The sequence below is a fragment of the Bradyrhizobium sp. URHC0002 genome (assembly GCF_054059515.1).
The window spans coordinates 35915-56170 of record NZ_JBSSCF010000001.1 but is presented as its reverse complement, the minus strand read 5'-3'; the positions used below and the strand labels follow the sequence as shown (position 1 = coordinate 56170).

Genomic DNA, 20256 nt, shown 5'->3' with positions numbered 1-20256 from the left:
GATGGCCTATAGCGAAGACCATATCGCGCTCGCCGCGGAATACGCGCTCGGCACCCTCGATGCCGACGAGCGCGCGCAGGTCGAGACCATGATGGCCGTCGATACCGAATTTACCGCCATCGTGCATGCCTGGGAATACCGGCTCGGCGTGCTGAACCAGATGGTCGGCTCCGTCGAGCCGCGGCCGATCGTGTGGGAGAACATCAAGGCCGCGATCGGACATTCCACCGAACAGCAGGCGCCGCTGGTGCTGCCCGAGGCGCCACAGCCTCCGCCGCCTGAGCCTCCGGCTGAACCGGTGGTGGTGGCCGAGCCCGTGGCGGCCGAGGCGCCGTCCGCTCCCGTGGACAATTCGAACGTCATCCAGTTGCCCGATCGGGCGAAGCGCTGGCGCAATGTCGCCTCCGTCGCCACGGCGCTTGCCGCAGCCCTGGTCGGGATGCTGGCGGTACAGGTCTATCGGCCGGAGCTGCTGCCTGAAGCGCTGCGGCCGAAGCCGCGCATCCAGACGGTCGAGGTCAAGACGCCGGCGCCACAGCCCGTGCCTTCGGCGCAATACGTTGCGCTATTGCAACGTGACGGGGGCTCGCCCGCCTTCATCCTGACGGTCGACGCCGCGACCAAAAATTTCACCGTCCGCAAGGTCGGGGCCGATGCCGAGCCCGGCAAGAGCTTTGAGCTGTGGCTGATCTCCGACAGGCTGCCGCAGCCGCGATCGCTCGGCGTGATCGGCGGCAGCGATTTCACCGCGCGCCCGGTGCTCGCCGACTTCGACGCCGGTACGATCAATTCCGCGCTTTTTGCGGTGACGGTCGAGCAGGCCGGCGGCTCGCCCGACGGCAAGCCGCACTCGGCGCCGGTCTTCACCGGCAAGCTGATCGAGACGGTGCCGGCCACGCGCTAGTGCTTCCCATCCCTCATGGTGAGGAGGCGCCAAGCGCCGTCTCCGGACGATGCTCCGCCTCGCCGGGCGAACCATGAGGCCCCCGATCTGCCCGCCGCCATCCTTCGAGATGCAGGCTTCGCCTGCTCCTCAGGATGCGGTCTGTGGGTGTGGATGAGGTCGATCAGCATGGCGGCAGCTACCGCACAAAAAGAAAACGCCCGTGGGGAGCGGGCGTTTTCGTAGTCAACTTGGGGGTAGTTGGGGTCTTAAATATCCACGTGGCGACTTTGGGGGGCTATAAAGAGCCGCGTGAATTCCGTGAATTCGTGAATTCTCCTCTAGCGTACGACAGAGTTGCCTGAACTCGTAATCACGACCGGCTTACCGGCCTTCATTACGCGCGTGCTCGCGGTCTGGGTCAGACCCTCATCCGAGGTGCTGCGCGCCGAGATGCTGAAACCGGCAAGTGCGATACCCGCAACCAAAGCCACGACCACGATCTTGAGATGGGTCGTGCGATCTGCGCTGTAGATCGAATGGTTCATGGAAGTCTCCTGCCGCCTTCCGCCTCGCAAATTCGTCGATGCCATTCGCAGGGCGGTTCAACGTCTCGCGTCAGGAAACGTGGGAATCCGGGGAATAGTTCCCAAGGGGCGATCACAAGCCGGTGAAAAGACTTGAACAGCCGCGATCAGCAAGCTGCGTCCGCTGCGGAAAATTGAAAATTATTTTTTGTATTACAATATGTTAAGTCGATAATCGCTGCGCGCGGCGTGGAGTCCTGCCGATCTGCGCGGTTTTAACAAACCATTTGCCTGTGGCGAAAAGGCTTCGCCGTTTTTACCGCTGATTTGCGTTAGCCGCCCGGCTTGCCGGCCTACACGCTTCCCACCGTCTTCAGCCGCGCGCGCGGGTGGATTTCGGCCTGCGACAGCACGGTGGTCTGCGCGCGGAAGCGCTCGACCAGCGAGCGGACGAACGGGCGGATCGCGGACGAGGTGACGAGCACCGGCGCTTCGCCTTCGCGGGCGGCCTGCTCGAAGGCGTTGCGGACCGAGGTCATGAACTCCGACAGTTTTGAGGGCTGCATGGCCAGGCTGCGGTCCTCGCCGGTGCCGACGATCGATTCCGCAAACGCCTGCTCCCAGCGCGCCGACAGCGCGATCAGCGGCAGGTAGCCGTTATAGGTGGTGTTCTGCGCACAGATCTGCCGCGCCAGCCGGGCGCGGACGTGCTCGACCATGGTGGCGGGGTGTCGCGAGAAGGCGAGCGCGTCGGCGATGCCTTCGAGAATGGTGGAGAGATCGCGGATCGAGATCCGTTCGGCCAAAAGCAGTTGCAGCACGCGCTGGATGCCGGAGACCGTGACCGAACTCGGCACGATGTCCTTGACCAGTTCGCCCTGTTCCTTCGGCAGGTCCTTCAAGAGCTTCTGCACCTCGCCATAGGACAAGAGGTCGCTCATGTTGTTCTTGAGCAGCTCGGTCAGATGCGTCGACAGCACGGTGGCGGCGTCGACCACCGTGTAGCCCTTCAGCGACGCCTCTTCCTTCAGCGCGGCATCGACCCAGGTCGCCGGCAGGCCAAACGTCGGCTCGATGGTGTGAATGCCGGGCACGCCGACCTGGTTGCCGGCGGGGTCCATGACCATGAACTGGTTCGGCCAGATCTTGCCAGAGCCGGCGTCCACTTCCTTGATCTTGATGACGTAGGTGTTGGCCTCGAGCTGGACGTTGTCGAGGATGCGCACCGCCGGCATCACAAAACCCATTTCGATGGCGAGCGAGCGGCGCAGCGCCTTGATCTGTTCGGTCAGGCGGTCGGTGCCGTCGGGACCATTGACCAGCGGCAACAGCGCGTAGCCGAGTTCGATCTTGAGATCGTCGATCTTGAGCGCGGTGGCGATCGGCTCTTCGGCGGCGGCCTGGGCGGCTGCGGCTGCGAGTTCGGGCGCTGCCGCTGCGGTCGCTTCCGCCGCCTTGGTGACGCGGTTGTGGTTGCGCGCTTTCCAGGCCAGCGCCGCGGCGCCGCCGCCGAGCGCAAGGAACGGCAGCATCGGAATGCCCGGCAGCAGCGCCAGCACCAGCATCACGCCGGCCGACATGCCGAGCGCCTGCGGATAGCCCGAGAGCTGCTTCATCATCGCCTTGTCGGCCGAACCGGTGATGCCGGCCTTCGACACTAACAGGCCCGCTGCGGTCGAGACGATCAGCGCCGGCACCTGCGTGACGAGACCGTCGCCGACGGTCAGCACGGTGTAGGTGCGGGCGGCGTCGCCGAAGCTCATGCCCTGCTGCGCGACGCCGATGATGATGCCGCCGATGACGTTGATGAAGACGATGAGAAGACCCGCGATGGCGTCGCCGCGAACGAATTTCGAGGCGCCGTCCATGGCGCCGAAGAAGCCGCTTTCGTCTTCCAGCGCCTTGCGGCGGGCCTTGGCGGTCGCCTCGTCGATCAGGCCGGCGGAGAGATCGGCGTCGATCGCCATCTGCTTGCCGGGCATCGAGTCCAATTGAAAGCGGGCGGCGACTTCGGCGATGCGGCCCGAACCCTTGGTGATGACGACGAAGTTCACGATCACGAGGATCGCGAACACGATAATTCCGATGACGAAATTACCGCTCATCACGAAATTGCCGAAGGCCTCGATGACGTGGCCGGCCGCGGCCGTGCCCTCATGCCCGTGCGACAGGATTAGCCGGGTCGAGGCCATGTTCAGCGACAGCCGCAGCATGGTCGAGATCAAGAGCACGGTCGGAAACGCCGAGAATTCCAGCGGCGCCTGGATGAACAGGGAGGTCATCAGGATCAGGATCGAGACCGTGATCGAGATCGCCAGGAAGAGATCCAGCACCAGCGAGGGCAGCGGCAGGATCAGCACCACCAGGATGGTGAGGACGCCGAACGCCAGCGCCAGATCGCCGCGCTTCAGGATATCTCCGATTTCGCTTAAGGACGGAAACTTGCCGCTGGCGCCTGCGCCGCCCTGACCCGCCGTGATATCGACCATGGTAGCTCCCCCCCGCGATTGACGCCCGCGGGCGCCAAACGTCTGCGCGGCGGCCGAAGGGCCACCGGTCCGAAAGTGAGGCACCGCACTGGCGTCCACGGGGTTCCTCCCGTTCTACGCGGCCGACGACACTCGACTTCACTCGGCAATTCTTGCCGGGTGTATGGTTAGCAAAGGGTTAACGGGGTGGCTTTGGCCCGTCATTCGGGGCGAGGCGCCGGCATGAACCCCGGAATCTCGACCCGCATACACTGTCGTACCCCGCGCAGGCGGGGTACCCAGTACGCCGCGGCCTCTCGGTTAAATCACTGCGGCCTCTGGAATACTGGATCGCCCGCCTTCGCGGGCGATGACAGCCATAGATATTCCCGCGGCGCGTTTCGCCCGGGGTCTTGCCAACCGCTTCGCCCCATCAAGAGGGCGCAGGGAATGCCGGGTGCTTGCTGCACCCGCGGTCTCGCGTGCAAGAGATGGTGTGAGATGCGCACACGAGCATACAGGTACAGTCGGAGCACTCCGGCATTCCCTGCGCAATGGTCCTACGGCTTATGCCGCGCTCTCCCCGGAGAAGAATTCCTTTTTGCCTCCGTCATCGACGAATTGACGGTGTTGCGCGCCCGGTCGGGTTCGCAACGCCTCCGCCGATTTGACGCCAGCCACGGGCGCCAGGACCACACGGTTTTGCCGTACGCTTCAGTGCCGCTCGTCTGCCGCGCCGCCGATCGCTCACAGGCCAAAGCCCGCCCTGCGATCCCTCAGCGCAGCGGGCGCTGCCGCGTCCACCGCATTCCCTGCCCAACGTCCGTGACGATCGCGATACGCCCCTCTTGGCGGGCTGGGAACGGGCGGAGTTCTAGGACTGATTTGGGGCTCGCGCGAAGGGGTTTATTTTTGCAGCGAGGGCTGGACCGGGCAAATCATGTTGATTGGCCTGGGGAAATTCGTCTCTTCGCGCTTTGTGCTGCAGGACACGCTGGCCCCCGACCGTAGTCCACCGCAAATACGCCTTAGGTCAACCCGACTGTATTTTCCGACTCGGTGAACCGTGCTCGCTTGCGCGATAATCAGCTTGGTTTGCGGGGGCCAAGGCGTGAGCCAGTTATCTTGCATGCTTCTGCTCGTGGCGGCCTTGATGCTGACGGCATGCTTCGGACTTGCAGCTTGGCGAATCTCCGGTGGTGAAGACGATGTCACCGGAAGCGCTTCGCCGGCGTCTTTCCACTTGCGTTGATATCCACCGCCATCGGGGACGCCCGTATGTCTACGGGCTTGCTCTCGACCGTCGGTTGCGCTTGGGTGGGACGGGGGGAATTTCAAAAATGCGAAATTTGGGAATCGTGGTGCTAGGTGCCGCGCTGGCGGGCTGCGCTTCTTCCGCTGCGGATATTGCACCCGCGTATGTTTCGCCGGTTGCGTACCAATCATACACATGCCAGCAGCTTGCGCTTGAGGCTCAAGCGATCTCGACGAGGGCGGCTACGTTGTCGGGCGCCCAGGACAGCCAGCGCACAAAAGACGGCGTCGCCACTGCGGCTGCGATCGTGATCTTCTGGCCAGCAGCTTTCTTCGTCGGCGGAGACAAACAGACGGCAGCGGAATTGTCCCAGATGAAGGGGCAGATGGTAGCCGTTGAGCAAGCCTCTATCGCGAAGAAGTGCGGAATCCAATTTCAAGGGCCGCGCCCGCCAGGCACGTAGTTAACGCCTCCAAATTGAGGGGCGCGAATTGCAAACTCGACAAGGTTCATATGCTGACGTGCTGACCCGGAAAAGGCTGCGCGGGATTATCGAGGTCGCTGCAGGTGTGCTTCACGTGCGTCGACAAGTAACCTTCCGACGTGAAGCCTCTATTCGATTATCGCTGATCAGAGCAAGATCGCCGCAAGGCAATGCCGATTCCATGGTCGAAACAGGCGCGGGCCGTTTGCTGGCCCCGTGCTGAAGGAAGCGTTGTCCTGCTATCCACATGCCCGTAGCGAAGGCGAGAAGGACCATTGCGCTTGCGCATTGCATGAGCCATTCCCGCGAACTAGTCATGAAGGTCGACCAATTTGACATATTCGCCATTGACGCCGCTCGCGGCGTGGCCGGCCACCATGACAGCCGCCGTCGAGATAACCATCATGGTCAAAGCGGCGAACACGATGCCAATCAATTTCAAAGCACGCTTGTCTGCCATTGCAATACGTCCTTCCGACGGCGGTCTGAAAAGCCCGGCCGGCGTTCCGACCCGGGCCTTTCTTCCCTCTGGCAATTTCATCTAGTGAACAACGTGAACCAAATAATAGCCGACGCCGCCGACAACGATCACGGCCGGGACGGCCCAGAGCAAAAGAACGGGCATGTACGTTTCCTCCTCATCCGCTGCCCTCATCCATCAAACGCAGGTCCATTGCCACTTGTTCCCGATGTCGTGAGTTTCCCGTGGGGGATGGTTACCGAAAGCCGCCGAAACGAACGCATCCATAAATGGTCTTGCGGGCAAGCGCGCTACCGGAGTCGTTTCTGTCGGCCGCTGCCTGAATGGTTCCAGCAGAACGCAGTTTTAGTTACGGGAACCGCGTGCCTGAAAATCGATTGTTGATGTACGGCCTCACCCTATTGGAGGCAGGGCAATTGGAAGTGGACGGCACGAGCTTTTGCCGGAGCACTTTAATGAAAACATTTTTCAAGGTCGTCATCTGGATGGCGGCCGCCGTTGCAGGTCTTACTGTTTGGAACGCGGCTCCTGACTTTCGACCGCTGGTCTCCTCGATTCTCGCGGCAGCGTTCGTCTGTTACGTATTGTCTGCCATCGTTGAGGTCACCGTTAAGCGGGTCATATCGGACGAGCAGCTGGAGCTTCGCGACCGTCTTGAAGTCCTGGATCGCAAGGTGACCGCAATTTTGCGGGAGGCGTTTGAACGCCGCCGCCTCCATGACGATTTGAAGCCGTGATGTGCGATGCGAGCCCGCGCCAAGCGGCCCCCGCCACCTTCACGCAAGAAGCAGGAAGATCAGTCCGCCGCTGAGTGCGGCCAGCCAGATCAGCGAGACCACGAACGGGATATCGTGTTGCGTCATGCTCGTCAGCTCAGCGAAAGGCCGCCGACCTTACGATCCAGCGGCGCCCCAGGTTACAATCAATCGCAAAGTATAATTTCGCTTCCCTGGACAGGTACACGCCGGCGCGCGCCGCCTGCCTTAACAAATGATAAGAGGTTGGGAAAAAGTGGCAAACGTCATTCAAAGGTGAGGACTCCTCCGCAGTGCGGTGGAGTACAGCGCGGCGCGACCTCTCACCTTTGATGACATGGAGATGATGGCTATCGCTTCCGCCTCCGCCCTGGCGAGCTGCGGCGGACTAGTCGCTCCACCCATCCTGCGTGCTTCAATCGCAGTAGGCCGACCTGCCATAGTCGTCGACGCATCGTGCCCGCGCACGGTAGGGCACGGGCAGCGGCGGCCGCGGTGCATATTCATAGTCGTATTCCTGCGCGGAGTAGCGCTCGCGGGCGTAGTAACGCTCGGGATAGGCGGGCGCGCGGTCGACATAGACCGGCCGCGCCGCGTAGGGCGGTTCATAGTCGCCATAGACCGCTGCCGGTGCGCGATAGGCGGGGTCCACGTAAGAGGGCTGCCGATATCCGTAACCGGGTTCGGCGTAAGGCCGATAGGCCGGTCCGGGACGCACGTAGACGTTGGCGGAAGGCGCGTAGATTCCGCCGGGCGCCACGTACACGGATGACAGGTCGCTGGCCGCGCCTGCCGCCGAGTACAGGACGCAGAAGGCCAGCGTGAGCGATGATCGGTACATGTGTGTCGCCTCCAACAATGCAGCCCCTCAGCCAGCATATGATTAATTTTCGCTAAACAATTCGGAGGGCGCAATGATATTCTGCGCGAAGAAGTGTGCCATTTCTGGACTGTGCACATATCCCAAGGTCGAGCACGCAGACGTAAGCGCAATCGAGTACACCGTCACGCAATTGTAATTTCCGCGTGCCTGCTTCCGCCTTCGCTCTGGCAAGCAACGGCGGACAAGTCGTTCGCTCTTCGTCATGACGGGTGAAGTCACACATTCGAAAAGGACCGCCCGCTAATGGACGCTCTCATCGTTCGAACAATGCGGCCGGATGAAATCTCGTTGGCCGTGGACTGGGCCGCGGGCGAGGGGTGGAATCCGGGCCTCGCCGACGACGTCTGCTTTGCTTCCGTCGATCCGGAAGGCTTCCTCATCGCAGAGCTCGATGGCAGGCCTGCCGCGATCGTCTCCTGCGTCAATTACGATGCGAACTTTTCCTTTCTCGGCTTCTACATCGTGCGGGCGGATCTGCGCGGCAACGGCTACGGCTTGCGCATATGGAATGCGGCCATCGCGCACGCCGGCCCACGCGTGATCGGGCTCGATGGCGTGGTGGCGCAGCAGGACAATTATCGAAAGTCCGGCTTTCGGCTTGCTTACGCCAATGTCCGTTACGGCGGCACGGTTGCGGCGCCCGCCGCGCCGCGAGCCGGCGTCATTGCCTTGTCCGACGTCCCGGTTGCGGCAGTGGAGGCGGATGACGCGACGGTGTTTCCGGCGCCGCGGTCTGCGTTCCTGCGTGCGTGGATCGGCGCGCCTTCGCATGTCGGTTGCGCGCTGGTGCGGGATGGCCGGCTTGCCGGCTGGGGCGTGATCCGGCCGTGCCGGAGCGGTTTCAAGATCGGCCCGCTGGTGGCCGACGACCGCGCCAGCGCCGAAGCGGTGCTGTCGGCCTTGCTCGCCAGGGTAGGCGGCGGCGAGATTTTTCTGGATGTGCCCGGCATCAACCGCGTGGCGATCGCGCTCGCTCAGGATTTTGGGCTCGCGCCGGTGTTCGAGACGGCCCGCATGTATACCGGCGCGATTCCGCCGCTGCGGCTGGAGCGGGTGTTCGGCGTCACCAGTTTTGAATTGGGGTAGGTTCCCGCGATCGTTCAGGATTAATGTACCACGATCAGTTCCCACGGAACGGGTCGCGCACTCGCTTGTTAATGCCGATGGATCGTTTCTGGCTACATATCATCTGCGCAAGCACCCTGCTGCTCGTGACGGCGTTTGCGCTGGGAACGCCTGGATTGAAATCGGAAAATCCGCCCGAGAAAGCACTTTTGCTGCGGGTCGCAGCCCGATGAAGCCGATGGTTCCATCGTTGATGCCTGCAGGAAGCCGCACGGCCGCAGACTGCTAGACGTCATCCCCTGACGTGGCCCGCGATCCGACGAATATTTCCCAGCTCACCATGAACATCGCGGCAATCAACGGCCCGACGACAAAACCGTTCAGGCCGAACACTTCGATGCCGCCGAGCGTGGAAATCAGCACGATGTAATCCGGCAGCTTGGAGCCCTTGCCGACCAGGAAGGGGCGCAGAAGATTGTCCACCAGCCCGATGACGAGCACGCCATACAGGATCAATCCGATGCCCTGCCAGATGGACCCCGTCGCCAGGAAGTAGATCGCGACCGGAAGCCAGACCAGCGTGGCGCCGATCGCAGGGATCAGCGACAGGAATGCCATCAGCGCGGCCCATAGCAGGGCTGCGTGGATTCCGAGAAACCAGAACGCGATGCCACCGAGCGCGCCTTGCGCCATCGCGACGAGGATGCCGCCCTTCACGGTGGCGCGAACGACGTCGGCGAACCGGGCGAACAGCGCCGCCTTCTGCTCGCCGCGCAGCGGAATGGCCTCCCTGATCCGTTCGGCCAGGGATCTGCCGTCACGCAACAGGAAGAACAGCAAGTAAAGCATGATGCCAAGACGGATCACGAAATCGAACGTGTTCATCCCGATGCTCAGCGCCTGCGGGGCGAGAACCTGGCCGCCCTTCATGAGGCCGGAGGTGAGCTTTTCGCGCAGCGCCGAAAAATCGGCGAGGTTGAGCCGCTCGAGCAATCCGGTGGCCCAGGCCGGCAGGGCGTCGAGTACCCGCTGCAGATAGCTGCCGAAATTGTACTCTCCAGACTGGATCTTCGCGAAAAGGCCTGACGCTTCCTGCACCAGCGAAGCCGCGATCACCGCCAGCGGCAGGATGACCATGGCGATGATGATCAGAACAGTGAGCCCGGCCGCGAGGCTCGGTCTGCCCTGCATCGATTGCAGCAGCCTTCGATAGACCGGCGCGAAGAGCACCGCTACGACGACCGCCCAGAGAACGGCGCCGTAGAACGGATACAGCACCCAGGCAAACGCCAGGGTGACGGCCGTGAGCAGCAACAGAAAGCCTTGATGTTCGATTCTTTGCACGGCCTGTCCCGTTTCGCTTTTGCTCGAACCATCCTACGGCTTCGTGCCGCAATGTCGAGATTGGCGGATTTTGCGCTTTGGGAGTGTAGGGTGGGCACGCTCACGCTTTGCCCACCCTGCGGTTTCGTCCGTCAGTTGCTCTTCTGCATCTTCGTCACGGTGTATCCCGATGCGGCTTGCTCCGCCTCGAACTCGACCTTGTCGCCGACCTGCACTTCCCTCAGCATCGCGGGGTCCTTGACGCGGAAGGTCATGGTCATGCCAACGTCCATGCCGAGATTCCTGATCGGGCCGTGCTTGAGGGTGACCTTGCCGACAGCCTCGTCGATCTTCCTGACTTCGCCCTGAACGGCGTTGCCTTGCGCGGTTGCGGTGGACAGCGACAAGATCGCGGCGAGCATCGCGGCCGCCAGGGTGTGAATTGGTTTGTTCATTTTTGTCTCCTTTAAGCTTGCAGTATTCGCTTCACTTCGCGGTCATTCATTTCACCGTGACTTTGCCAATCATGCCGTAGTCGCGATGGTCGGGGATCAGGCAGGAATATTCGAACGTGCCGGCGTGAGTGAACTTCCACAAAATCTCGGCCGATTTCGCCGGCGCCAGCCGCACGCCGTTCGGGTCGTCGTGCTCCATATGCGGGTGCTTCTTCATGTCCTCGGCGTGCTTCAGGTTTTCTTCCGTGGTGGCGAGCAGGAATTCGTGATCTTCCTTGCCGGCATTGCGGATCACGAAGCGGATCTGCTCGCCGCGCTTCACCTCGATGCGCGACGGCGTGTATTCCATCTCGCTCATTTCGACCTCGATGGTGCGCGAGGGCATTTTTGGATTGCCGGGCTCGCCGGCCGCCCAGGTTTCGTGGGCGTGTTTGTCGTGGCTGTTCGCCAACGGCGGCAGCGCGACAAGTGCAGTCAGCGCCAGGGCGGCCTTCGTGATGTTCTTCATTGGTTGTTCTCTCGTTGTTGATTCAAGCGTCGTCGGTTCGGGCAATCGCGGGCTACTCGCTACATCTTCATCCCCTTGTGCATGGACTTGTGATCCTTATCCTTCGTCGCCGGCGGCGAAGTCGCCGGCGTTTCCTGCCGCGCCGGCGCGGCTGCGGGCGCGTCGACTTCCCAAGCCACCGTACCCGGAGGAAATTTGTAGGGACCGGGATCGCTGTAATCGTCGCGCGCGAGTCCCTCGCGGATCTTCATCACCGTGAACATGCCGCCCATTTCGATGGGGCCGAACTGGCCGGTGCCGGTCATCATCGGCAGCGTGTTGTCGGGCGCCGGCATCTCCATGTTGCCCATCGACATGCCGGTCGATCCCATCACCATCGCGTCCGGCGCGAGTTTGCCGACCGCCTTGGCGAGATCCTTCTGCGACACGCCGATGAAGTTGCGCATGTCGTGGCCCATTGCGTTCATGGTGTGATGCGACTTGTGGCAGTGGAACGCCCAGTCGCCGGGGTTATCGGCCAGCACGTCGAACGCCCGGATGGCACCGACCGGAACGTCGGTGGTGGTCTCCGGCCATTGCGCGCTTTCCGGAATCCAGCCGCCGTCGGTGCACGACACCACGAATTTGTGGCCGTGCAGGTGGATCGGATGATTGGTCATGGTGAGGTTGCCGATGCGCACGCGCACCCTGTCGCCGAGCCGCACCGGCAGCGGATCGATGCCGGGGAAGACGCGGGAATTCCAGGTCCACATGTTGAAGTCGGTCATCTCGTTGACCTTCGGCAGGTACGTGCCGGGGTCGATCAGATAGCTCGACATCACGAAGACGAAATCGCGGTCGACGGGGCGGAATTTTGGATCGCGCGGATGCACGACGAACATGCCCATCATGCCCATCGCCATCTGCACCATCTCGTCGGAATGCGGGTGGTACATGAACGTTCCGCTGTGTTTGAGCTGGAACTCGTAGACAAAAGTCTTGCCCGGCGGGATGTGCGGTTGGTTCAGGCCGCCGACGCCATCCATGCCACAGGGGAGGATCATGCCGTGCCAGTGCACGGTGGTGGCTTCGGGCAGGCGGTTGGTGACGAAGATGCGCACCTTGTCGCCCTCGACCGCCTCAATGGTCGGTCCCGGCGCCTGGCCGTTATAACCCCATAGATTGGCCTTCATGCCTTCGGCGAATTCGCGCACCACCGGCTCCGCCACAAGGTGGAATTCCTTCCAGTCGCCATTCATGCGCCACGGCAGCGACCAGCCGTTCAGCGTCGCCACCGGGCGATAGTCGGGGCCTGATGTCGGATGCAGCGGCGGCTGCATCACCGCCTTGTCCATGGTGGGCGCTTCGGGAATGGCGGCGGCCTGGACGCGGCCGGTGACGGCGCTGGCGCCGACGAGGGCGGCGGTGCCAAGAAATCCTCTGCGTGAAAACATGGTTGATCTCCTTCAGTGCGCGGCGGCGGCCGCCGGCGCCGCCGCGGCCGTGGTCGTTGGATTCTCTCTTGCGCCACCCGAGGCGCCGCCGTTGACGGCGGTCTGCAGATCGGATTGCGCCAGCCAGAAGGCGCGCCGGGCGTCGATCGCCGCGCGCAACGAGGCGAGCCGCTGGCGCGCTTCGGTCAGAAGCGCGAACACGTCGATCTGCATGCTGGAGAAGCGAAGCTGCATTTCCTCGGTGATGATCTGGCGAAGCGGCAGGATCTCGCGCTGATAGTGGCTGGCGATGTCGTGAGCCGAGCGGTAGACGCGATAGGCGTCGCGGGCTTCCGACCGCACGTTGACAGCTTTCTCGGTCAGAAGGTTGAAGGCCTGGTTGTAGGTCTCCACGGCTTGCCGGACGCGCACCTCGCCGCCGTCGAAGATCGGAATCTGGAACTGGACGTCGAAACCGCGTTCGCGGAACGGCGGCGTGTCCGGATCGGCGGTGCGCTTCGCGATCCCCGCGACGTCGAGCAAGGTAACGAAACGCGTCGCCTGCGTCAGGCCGAGCGATTTTTCCAGCGCCGTGAGCTCCATGCGCGCGATCTGCAGGTCGATGCGGTGACCGACCGCATCGGCTTCGATGGTCGGCAACGATCGCGGATGCCGCGGCAGCGCCGGCAGCCGGTCGGGCAGCCGGAAGCCGAGGTCGTCGCCCCACAGGCCCATCAGCCGCGTCAGGCGCTCGCGCGTGCTGGTCGCTTCCTGGCGCGCGCTGGCGAGGTCGGCGGTGGTTTCGGCATAAAATACCTGTTCGCGGGCCTGATCGAGCTTGTTCAGCGCGCCGGTCTCGCCCAGCTTCTTGGCGAGCTGCGCCGTACTCTCGGCGGTCGATTTGGCGTCGGAGAGCAGGACGACCATCTCATTGGCCGCAACGCTGCGAAAATAAGTCCGCCGAACTTCGGCGGCGAGTCGCAGCGTTTCGAGCGTTGCGCGCAACTGCGCCTGGCGAAACCGTTCGCGCGCGATCTCGGAGCGGAACGGCAGGGTGGCGAGCGCAAGGATGTCGCCGACCACCTGCCGTTCGATTTCGCTGGCGCCATTGCCCGAGATGCGGGAAATCGAAAACGTCGGATTGGGCGGCAGGCTCTGCGCGACCAGATCGGGTTTCCGCCAGCGCCAGTTCGTTATAGGCGGCCTGCAGGCCCTTGTTGCCAAGGAGCGCGATCTGCACCGCGGTCTCGGCGGTGAGCGGGCGGCCGAGCAGGCGGCGCACCGTGCCGCTGGCGCGCTCGGAATCGTCGGCCGAGCGCACGAAGGCGACTTCCTTGCCGATGGTCTGGCTGGCGACGTCGGACACGACGCTCATGCCGCTGTCAGGTGAAAACGATGCGCATCCCGACAGGCAGAAGCCTGAAGTCAGCAGCAAGGCGATGATTCGCGTGCGCCACATCGAACGGATGCTCATGGCTGTTCCCGCCGGGGCTTGGGGGTGACGCTGTCGTTGCGCTCGCGCCAGGGCGCGGGCGTTGACGGGCGCAATGAAGTGTAGGGCGCGATTGTCGAGCGGTAGCCGACGCCGGCGGCTCGCGCACCGGGATCCGCTGGATCGGCGTCGGCCACGCGCGTTGTCGCGGGCGTGCAGCCGCTCGCAGCGATGGCTAGCGCGATGACGGCACCGCGTATCACTGAATTGAAGACGGATTGGCGCTCGCGCGCCGAATCAACGGCGGCGAACCACGCCCCATACTGCGCAGACATTGAATGAAATCCCCGATCTGTCGATGGACCACGGGCATGCGCGCGCTCGTCGCGCGATACCCCACGTCGTTACGTCAGAGATCAGGCGATGGGGGGACGGTAGAGCAGAGGGGGCGCCTCGCCCGGCAGGCGCTGAAAGGTCTCGGAGACGCAAACCGATCTTGGCTGCGAGGGCTTTGCGACGGCAGGCAGGTTGGCCGTGATCGCCGAAACGCAGAGCATGGCGCAGCACGGTCCCGTGGAGCCCTTGCCGTCGTGCGGATGCTTGGCGTGCCCGGGCATGGCGTGGCCGGCATCGGCGTGATGCATCGCATGCTGATCCGCTTGCATCGCATGATGCTGGTGCGAGGCCGCGGGCTGCGGCTGAGCTCCCTCATGCACATGCGCGGCGGCGTCGCTCCCGACCTGATGCCCGAGGCACGAGACGGCGTCGCCGGCCGCCAGCGCCACGCCGGGCGCGAGCACGCAAAACAGATAGAGCAGGGCGATGAACCACCCCGCTTTGGCGCGCATTGGCCTCGTCAAGCGAACGAACATGGCGGCAACCTAATGCCGTCAGCTGATTTCGCCAAGGGGGCGATGGACGCTGTCCCACCACATCTGCATGCCCAATATCGCGGCAATGTGGCTTGACCTTGGGCGAATAGCCTACGAAGTTGCGCCGGCCGTGGTAATTTCTTCCGAACTCACCCGAGATTCCGACCTGTTCGTTCCCGACTCGCGCCGGGCATGGCTGCGGCTTGCCGTGGCCGTGCTGATCGGCTCGCTCGGCAGCGTCGGCATGTGGTCGGTGGTGGTTGCACTTCCGGTGGTGCAGACCGAGTTCGCCGCAAGCCGCGGCACCGCCTCGCTGGCGTTCACGATGCTCATGCTCGGATTCGGTTCCGGCGCGGTGCTGACCGGCAAGATCACCGACCGTTACGGCATCGTCACCGCGATCGGGCTCGGCATCGGCATTTTGGGCCTGGGCTATATCGTCGCGGGAATGTCGTCCTCGATCTGGCAATTCATCCTGGTGCATTTCGCGATCGGGCTGTCCTCGTCGGCCACGTTCGGACCCTTGATGGCGGAAGCCTCGCACTGGTTCGATCGCTATCGCGGGCTCGCGGTCGCCGTTGCCGCCAGCGGCAATTACATCGGCGGCGCGATCTGGCCGCCGCTGGTCAATCACGGCATCGAGACCATGGGCTGGCGCAACACCCACATCGCGCTCGGCATCTTTACGGCGGTAGCGATGACGCTGGCGCTGATCGGCCTGCGGACGTTGATGGGAGCGGGCGTGCGGCGCGACCATCAGAATGCGCCGCCGCCGCGCGTCGACCTGCGTCTTTCGACCAATGCGCTGACGGTGATCCTGTCGCTTGCGGCGATTGCCTGCTGCGTGGCGATGTCGATGCCGCAGGTTCATATCGTCGCCTATTGCGGCGATCTCGGCTATGGTGTGGCGCGTGGCGCCGAAATGCTGTCGCTGATGCTCGGCTTTGGCATCATCAGCCGCATCGGCTCGGGCTTCCTCGCCGACAAGATCGGCGGCATTCGCACGCTTTTGATCGGTTCGGTGGCGCAGGGCACCGCGCTGCTGTTCTATCTGTTCTTTGACGGCCTGACCTCGCTCTACATCATCTCGGCGATGTTCGGCCTGTTTCAGGGCGGCATCGTGCCGAGCTACGCCATCATCGTGCGCGAGGCCATGCCGGCCTCCGAAGCCGCGACACGCGTCGGCATCGTGATCTTCGCCTCCGTGTTCGGCATGTCGTTCGGCGGCTGGATCTCAGGCGCGATCTTCGACGCCACCGGCTCCTACACCGCGGCGTTTGCCAACGGGCTGGCGTGGAATGCACTGAACATTGCGGTCATGCTTTTGCTTTTGATGCGCGCACGGCAGCGGCTGGCGATGGCGTGAGGGCCGATCCAGGAACTTTCGCCGCGACAAGGGGATCATGGCGTTCGCGATCAAAGCCGAAATCCCCGATCCGCGCGCGAAGGCGTTCTCGCTTGTCGCGCAAAAGACGATGTATGGCGGCAAGCATATCGCCGAAGGCGACACGGTCTTCGTGTTCGCGAGCGAGAACGAGGGTGGGCAAGGCCTGATCGCGCGCGGCGTTGTCAGTTCGGCCAAGGCGATGGCGAAGAAGCGCGGGATTGCCAGGCAAACGCCGCGTGTGAGCGTCGCCATCAGACGCACCGCGCTTGCGAAGCGGCCGCTGGGGCGGAGCGAACTCAAACGATTCCGCGACTGGAATGACGGTCAACCCCAGACCGAACTCAACTTCAAATTCTATCGTCAGGCAACGAACAAGATCGTCGGCATCTCGGACCAGGCCGCCGACTTCCTCGGCAAATTCTTCCAGCCCGGCTAGACCGCCTGTCCCGCCTTCAGCAGTGAACATCCCGTGATCTTCAGGCTGCCGTCCGGCTGCTGCTCGAGCGTATACATCGCTTCCCAGGCTTCGCCATTGTCGTCGACGATGTGGACGCGCTGGGCGATCCGGCCGCCGGCCGCGCGCGCCTCGCCGAATTCAAAACTCTTGTGGCGATAGACAGGTGTGTAAGCCTGCTGCACCATCTGCATGAAGATGTCGGCCTGCGGGAAGAGCTGCCTGATCTCGGGCGCAGCATGGGAATAGGCCACGGTGGCGTCGTCGCGGCTGAACGCCTGCTCCTGCGCCCGGATCACGTTCTGCGCCGCGGCGACGTCGTCGGCGAATGCCGGCGTGGCCCAATGGAGCATGAGCGCAAGAAGCAGGACAAGGACACGCATGAGATGCTCCCGATTGGTCGCGCGGGCACTGCGGGACCAAAAGTTACACCTGGCGGAAAGGGCGCGCAAATCACGGTTCGCGGCGTCGATGCCGATTCCGCGCGCGAGCCCATTCGGGGAGTCCTCGCCTAGTGCGACATCATGTCGAGAAATGGCGTGTCGTTGGCGCTGACATAGAAGATGACGACCTTGGTCGTGTCGGTGGCGCTGCGGTTGTAGCCGGTCATCGCCACCTTCGGCGGCTCGACCAGCGCTTCGCCGGCCTTGACCGTGAGCGGCGGGCGGCCGTCGAGCTCGAGCGTGAAGGCGCCTTCCAGCACATAGACCGTCACCGGAAAACGGTGCGTATGATAGACGGTCTTGTCGCCCGGCTTGAACGTTGCGGTCATGACCCGCACCGTCTGCTTGTCGTCCGTGGGCAACCCCTCGACGACCTGCTGCAGCACCATGTTGGGCCTGGCGATGCCGGGTGCCGCGGCGCCGTGCTGTTGCGCCAATGCCGGATGGCTGGCGCCGACGCCGAGGCTGGCGAGCAGGATGATGCCCGGGACGAGATGGCTGCGCATGTATCGCTCCTTTTGGTTGCCGATGACGGCTCGACATAAAGCCTAAGCCAGCCGGGCCGCGCCGCGGGAGCCGCAAGATTGCTAGGACCCGCTCCAAAAGTGCATAATGGCCGCATGTTCGACTGGAACGATTTGAAGTATTTCCTCGCCGTTGCGCGCCACGGCAGCACGATTGCAGCCGGCAAGGCGCTCGGCACCAGCCAGTCGACCGTGCATCGCCGGCTCGAAGAGCTCGAACGCCGGATCGGGCAGGCGCTGGTGACGCGGGCTGCGAGCGGCTATCGCCTCACCGAATACGGCACCACGCTGCTGCCGTTCGCCGAGCGCATCGAGGCTGCGGTCGGGGATTTCCAGCGGCGGGCAACCGACACCGAGCAGGACATGAAGGGCGCGATCCGCGTGACCTGTCCGGAGCCGATCGTCATCCGCATGACGCAGTCGGGCCTGATCGATCGGTTTCATGCCCGCCATCCGCATTTGCGCGTCGAGTTCATCACCAGCGACCGTTATCTCGACCTGTCGAAGGGAGAGGTGGATGTCGCCTTCCGCTCCGGCGATACCGACGACGAGCTGATCGGCCGCAAGATCGCGGATTCGCTCTGGGCGGTTTACGCCAGTCGTGACTACATCGAGCACCACGGCAAGCCCGGCCGCGTCGAGGACTTGTCGCAACATCTTCTCATCGGCTTCGACGAGACGCTGGCTGGTCACCGCGCCGCAAAATGGCTGAAGGACGTCGCACCCGAGGCCAGGATGCCGGTGCGCAACAACAGCGTGCTTGGCCTGGTCTCCGCGGTGAAATCCGGCGCCGGGTTAGGGCCGCTGCCGACGGCGCTCGGCGATGCGGAGCCGGATCTGGTCCGCGTGCTCGGTCCCGTTCCGGAGCTGACGCGAAGCTGGCGGCTGCTGACGCATCCCGACATCCGCCGCGTGCCTCGCATTGCCGCGTTCTTCGATTACATCATCGAGCAGCGCGACGTACTGAAATCGATTTTGACCGGATAAGGATTGAAACAGTCCGCCGCGCCTGCCGGATCGATCCGTCCGAGATTGTCGCCTTGCCGTAAGGGTCTGGTGGCGCGATCAGAGGTCGATCGTGATTTCGATGGTCGCCGCATCGCCGAAGCGGGCGCGAACATGCTGGCCAGCGCGTATCGGCAGCATGCCGGTCATCGAACCGGTAGAGATCGTCTCTCCGGCGCGGAGCCCGTCGCCCCATTGGCGGCGCTGTTCGGCCAGCCACCACAGCGGCCGCAGCGGATCGCCCATGACGTCGGCGCCGACGCCCTCCCGGCGTAGCGCGCCGTCGACTTCAAGCCGCACGGGTATGGACGCAAGTCCCCCGCGCCAGGTCTCGATGCGATCGCCAAATACATAGCGCCCCGAGGCGCTGCCATCCGCGAGAATGCCGGGCAGCGGCGGCAAAGCCTTTCTCGGATAGCGGCATTCCGCCACTTCGATGCCTGCATGAACGTCGGCGATCGCCGCGATGGTTTCGGGAAACGTCCAGGGCTCGTCTCTCGGCGGCAGGTCGCGCGCGAGCGTGACGAAGAACTCGCATTCGATCAGCGGGTCGAGCAACTCCGCGGCCTTGAAATGCACCGGAGACGTGCAGGCAAAGCGGCGGAAGGTCCGGCCGTAGATCGGTCCGTCCAGTTGCAGCTTGCCGCGCACCGCGTCCGTCGTGCCGGCGATCTTCCAGCCCAGCGGCTCCCAGCCGAGACGTTCCGCCACCATCTGGTTGACGGCATAGGCTTCAGGAGCCGCATCCGGCACGAGATCATCGGGCAGGGAGAACTGGCTGACGTTGCGCCGCGCCTGCACGAGCAGGTTCGCCAGTTCTTTCTGTTTTCCGGAGATCGATTTCATGTTCGCCTCAACGCCCCTGAAACACCGCGGCGCGCCGCTCGATGAAGGATTGAATACCCTCGCGCGCGTCGGCGCTGTTCAGCACGCGTTCGCGTACGGTGGGAATATAGGCGATGGCGGCCTTCTCGCCGTACTCAACATATTTCGCGGCAGCCTCCTTGGTCACCTGAATGCCAAGCGGCGCATTGCGCGCAATGATGGCTGCAAGCGCCATTGCGCGCTCGACCTGCTGGCCCGCCGGCACCACCTCCTGAACCAGGCCGATCTCGCGGGCACGCGATGCGGTGAATTCATCGCACAGCAACAAATGATACATCGCATTGCCCCAGCCGGTGCGCGACAGGAAGCGGAAATGCGCGCCGCCGAACGGCGCGATGCCGCGCTTGGATTCCATCTGGCAAAACCTGCTGTCATCGGCCGCGACGACGATGTCGCCCGCCAGCATCAGTTCGATGCCGATGGTGAACACAATGCCCTGCACGGCGGTGACGATCGGCTTCTTGCAGCGCTTCTGCAGACCGAATGCGTCGACATTGCCTTCCTTGAAGTTTCGCTTCTCGGCGTTAGGGCCGAAGAATTTCGGCATGTCGAGGCCGGCGGTGAAATCCTTGCCTTCGGCGCAGATCACGCCGACCCAAAGGCTATCGTTGTCGTGAAGCTCGGTCAGCGCGTCCGACAATTGCTCCATCATGGCCGGCGAGAACGCGTTCTTCTTGGCGGGGTTGTCGATGATGATTTTGAAAATGCGATCATGGGTTTCGGTGCGGATTTTTCCTTCGGCGCTCATGGTGTTT

At 63.4% G+C, this 20256-nt stretch carries 21 protein-coding genes and 1 pseudogene; 7 read left to right on the top strand and 15 right to left on the bottom strand.

The annotated features are described in order from the left end of the window. The first annotated feature begins 1 nt into the window (after position 1). On the top strand, positions 2-904 hold the full coding sequence (locus ACVWVY_RS00265; RefSeq protein ID WP_456624528.1) for an anti-sigma factor: 903 nt from the start codon (positions 2-4) through the stop codon (positions 902-904). 320 nt (positions 905-1224) lie between these two features. Here the strand turns inward: ACVWVY_RS00265 and ACVWVY_RS00260 are convergent, their stop codons facing one another. Together ACVWVY_RS00260 and flhA are read right to left on the bottom strand one after the other, a co-directional pair. Further along, positions 1225-1431: a hypothetical protein gene (locus tag ACVWVY_RS00260; RefSeq protein ID WP_456624527.1), complete on the bottom strand. Its 207-nt coding sequence runs from the start codon at positions 1429-1431 to the stop codon at positions 1225-1227. Between the two features lie 332 nt (positions 1432-1763). Then, on the bottom strand, positions 1764-3899 hold the full coding sequence (gene flhA / locus ACVWVY_RS00255; protein ID WP_456624526.1) for a flagellar biosynthesis protein FlhA: 2136 nt from the start codon (positions 3897-3899) through the stop codon (positions 1764-1766). 1154 nt (positions 3900-5053) lie between these two features. On the opposite strand from flhA, the gene ACVWVY_RS00250 reads away from it, so the two are divergent. Continuing rightward, positions 5054-5596, top strand: coding sequence for a hypothetical protein (locus ACVWVY_RS00250; protein ID WP_456624525.1), 543 nt, complete (start codon positions 5054-5056; stop codon positions 5594-5596). A 331-nt stretch (positions 5597-5927) separates the two neighbouring features. Here the strand turns inward: ACVWVY_RS00250 and ACVWVY_RS00245 are convergent, their stop codons facing one another. Continuing rightward, entirely contained in the window at positions 5928-6158 is a 231-nt protein-coding gene (locus tag ACVWVY_RS00245) for a hypothetical protein (protein WP_456624524.1), read from the bottom strand. Positions 6159-6553: 395 nt separating this feature from the next. Between ACVWVY_RS00245 and ACVWVY_RS00240 the strand changes: the two genes are divergently transcribed. After that, complete coding sequence (locus tag ACVWVY_RS00240) at positions 6554-6835, top strand: hypothetical protein (protein WP_456624523.1); 282 nt, start codon at positions 6554-6556, stop codon at positions 6833-6835. Between the two features lie 433 nt (positions 6836-7268). On the opposite strand, the gene ACVWVY_RS00235 is transcribed toward ACVWVY_RS00240, so the two are convergent. Next, the gene (locus tag ACVWVY_RS00235; protein WP_456624522.1) at positions 7269-7694 is read right to left on the bottom strand and encodes a hypothetical protein; all 426 of its coding nucleotides are present in this window, start codon (positions 7692-7694) and stop codon (positions 7269-7271) included. A gap of 285 nt (positions 7695-7979) precedes the next feature. Between ACVWVY_RS00235 and ACVWVY_RS00230 the strand changes: the two genes are divergently transcribed. Further along, positions 7980-8822 carry a GNAT family N-acetyltransferase gene (locus tag ACVWVY_RS00230; RefSeq protein WP_456624521.1) on the top strand — a complete coding sequence of 281 codons (843 nt, stop codon included), beginning with the start codon at positions 7980-7982 and terminating at the stop codon, positions 8820-8822. A gap of 264 nt (positions 8823-9086) precedes the next feature. Here the strand turns inward: ACVWVY_RS00230 and ACVWVY_RS00225 are convergent, their stop codons facing one another. The 7 genes and pseudogenes from ACVWVY_RS00225 to ACVWVY_RS00195 all read right to left on the bottom strand — a co-directional run bounded on the left by ACVWVY_RS00225 (position 9087) and on the right by ACVWVY_RS00195 (position 14779). Then, entirely contained in the window at positions 9087-10145 is a 1059-nt protein-coding gene (locus ACVWVY_RS00225) for an AI-2E family transporter (protein ID WP_456624520.1), read from the bottom strand. 131 nt (positions 10146-10276) lie between these two features. Further along, entirely contained in the window at positions 10277-10579 is a 303-nt protein-coding gene (locus tag ACVWVY_RS00220) for a copper-binding protein (protein WP_456624519.1), read from the bottom strand. Positions 10580-10625: 46 nt separating this feature from the next. Then, entirely contained in the window at positions 10626-11087 is a 462-nt protein-coding gene (locus tag ACVWVY_RS00215; protein ID WP_456624518.1) for a cupredoxin domain-containing protein, read from the bottom strand. Between the two features lie 59 nt (positions 11088-11146). Further along, positions 11147-12520: a multicopper oxidase domain-containing protein gene (locus tag ACVWVY_RS00210; protein ID WP_456624517.1), complete on the bottom strand. Its 1374-nt coding sequence runs from the start codon at positions 12518-12520 to the stop codon at positions 11147-11149. Between the two features lie 12 nt (positions 12521-12532). Next, positions 12533-13958: pseudogene (locus ACVWVY_RS00205) on the bottom strand (TolC family protein). An 11-nt stretch (positions 13959-13969) separates the two neighbouring features. After that, positions 13970-14266 carry a hypothetical protein gene (locus tag ACVWVY_RS00200; protein ID WP_456624516.1) on the bottom strand — a complete coding sequence of 99 codons (297 nt, stop codon included), beginning with the start codon at positions 14264-14266 and terminating at the stop codon, positions 13970-13972. A gap of 81 nt (positions 14267-14347) precedes the next feature. Further along, positions 14348-14779 (bottom strand): hypothetical protein, encoded by a 432-nt coding sequence (locus ACVWVY_RS00195; RefSeq protein ID WP_456624515.1) that lies wholly within the window; start codon positions 14777-14779, stop codon positions 14348-14350. Positions 14780-14933: 154 nt separating this feature from the next. Between ACVWVY_RS00195 and ACVWVY_RS00190 the strand changes: the two genes are divergently transcribed. Both ACVWVY_RS00190 and ACVWVY_RS00185 read left to right on the top strand, forming a co-directional pair. Further along, positions 14934-16169, top strand: a complete 1236-nt coding sequence (locus ACVWVY_RS00190) for an MFS transporter (RefSeq protein WP_456624514.1) — start codon at positions 14934-14936, stop codon at positions 16167-16169. 37 nt (positions 16170-16206) lie between these two features. Further along, positions 16207-16626: a hypothetical protein gene (locus ACVWVY_RS00185; RefSeq protein ID WP_456624513.1), complete on the top strand. Its 420-nt coding sequence runs from the start codon at positions 16207-16209 to the stop codon at positions 16624-16626. Here the strand turns inward: ACVWVY_RS00185 and ACVWVY_RS00180 are convergent. Further along, positions 16623-17027 carry a DUF4864 domain-containing protein gene (locus ACVWVY_RS00180; protein WP_456624512.1) on the bottom strand — a complete coding sequence of 135 codons (405 nt, stop codon included), beginning with the start codon at positions 17025-17027 and terminating at the stop codon, positions 16623-16625. The genes ACVWVY_RS00185 and ACVWVY_RS00180 overlap by 4 nt on opposite strands. A gap of 128 nt (positions 17028-17155) precedes the next feature. After that, the gene (locus ACVWVY_RS00175; RefSeq protein ID WP_456624511.1) at positions 17156-17593 is read right to left on the bottom strand and encodes a cupin domain-containing protein; all 438 of its coding nucleotides are present in this window, start codon (positions 17591-17593) and stop codon (positions 17156-17158) included. A gap of 78 nt (positions 17594-17671) precedes the next feature. On the opposite strand from ACVWVY_RS00175, the gene ACVWVY_RS00170 reads away from it, so the two are divergent. Further along, the gene (locus tag ACVWVY_RS00170; RefSeq protein ID WP_456624510.1) at positions 17672-18598 is read left to right on the top strand and encodes a LysR family transcriptional regulator; all 927 of its coding nucleotides are present in this window, start codon (positions 17672-17674) and stop codon (positions 18596-18598) included. Between the two features lie 78 nt (positions 18599-18676). Here ACVWVY_RS00170 and ACVWVY_RS00165 read toward each other — a convergent pair whose 3' ends face one another. Continuing rightward, on the bottom strand, positions 18677-19462 hold the full coding sequence (locus ACVWVY_RS00165) for a 2-keto-4-pentenoate hydratase (RefSeq protein ID WP_456624509.1): 786 nt from the start codon (positions 19460-19462) through the stop codon (positions 18677-18679). Between the two features lie 7 nt (positions 19463-19469). Then, the gene (locus ACVWVY_RS00160) at positions 19470-20249 is read right to left on the bottom strand and encodes a crotonase/enoyl-CoA hydratase family protein (RefSeq protein WP_456624508.1); all 780 of its coding nucleotides are present in this window, start codon (positions 20247-20249) and stop codon (positions 19470-19472) included. Positions 20250-20256: the final 7 nt, after the last annotated feature.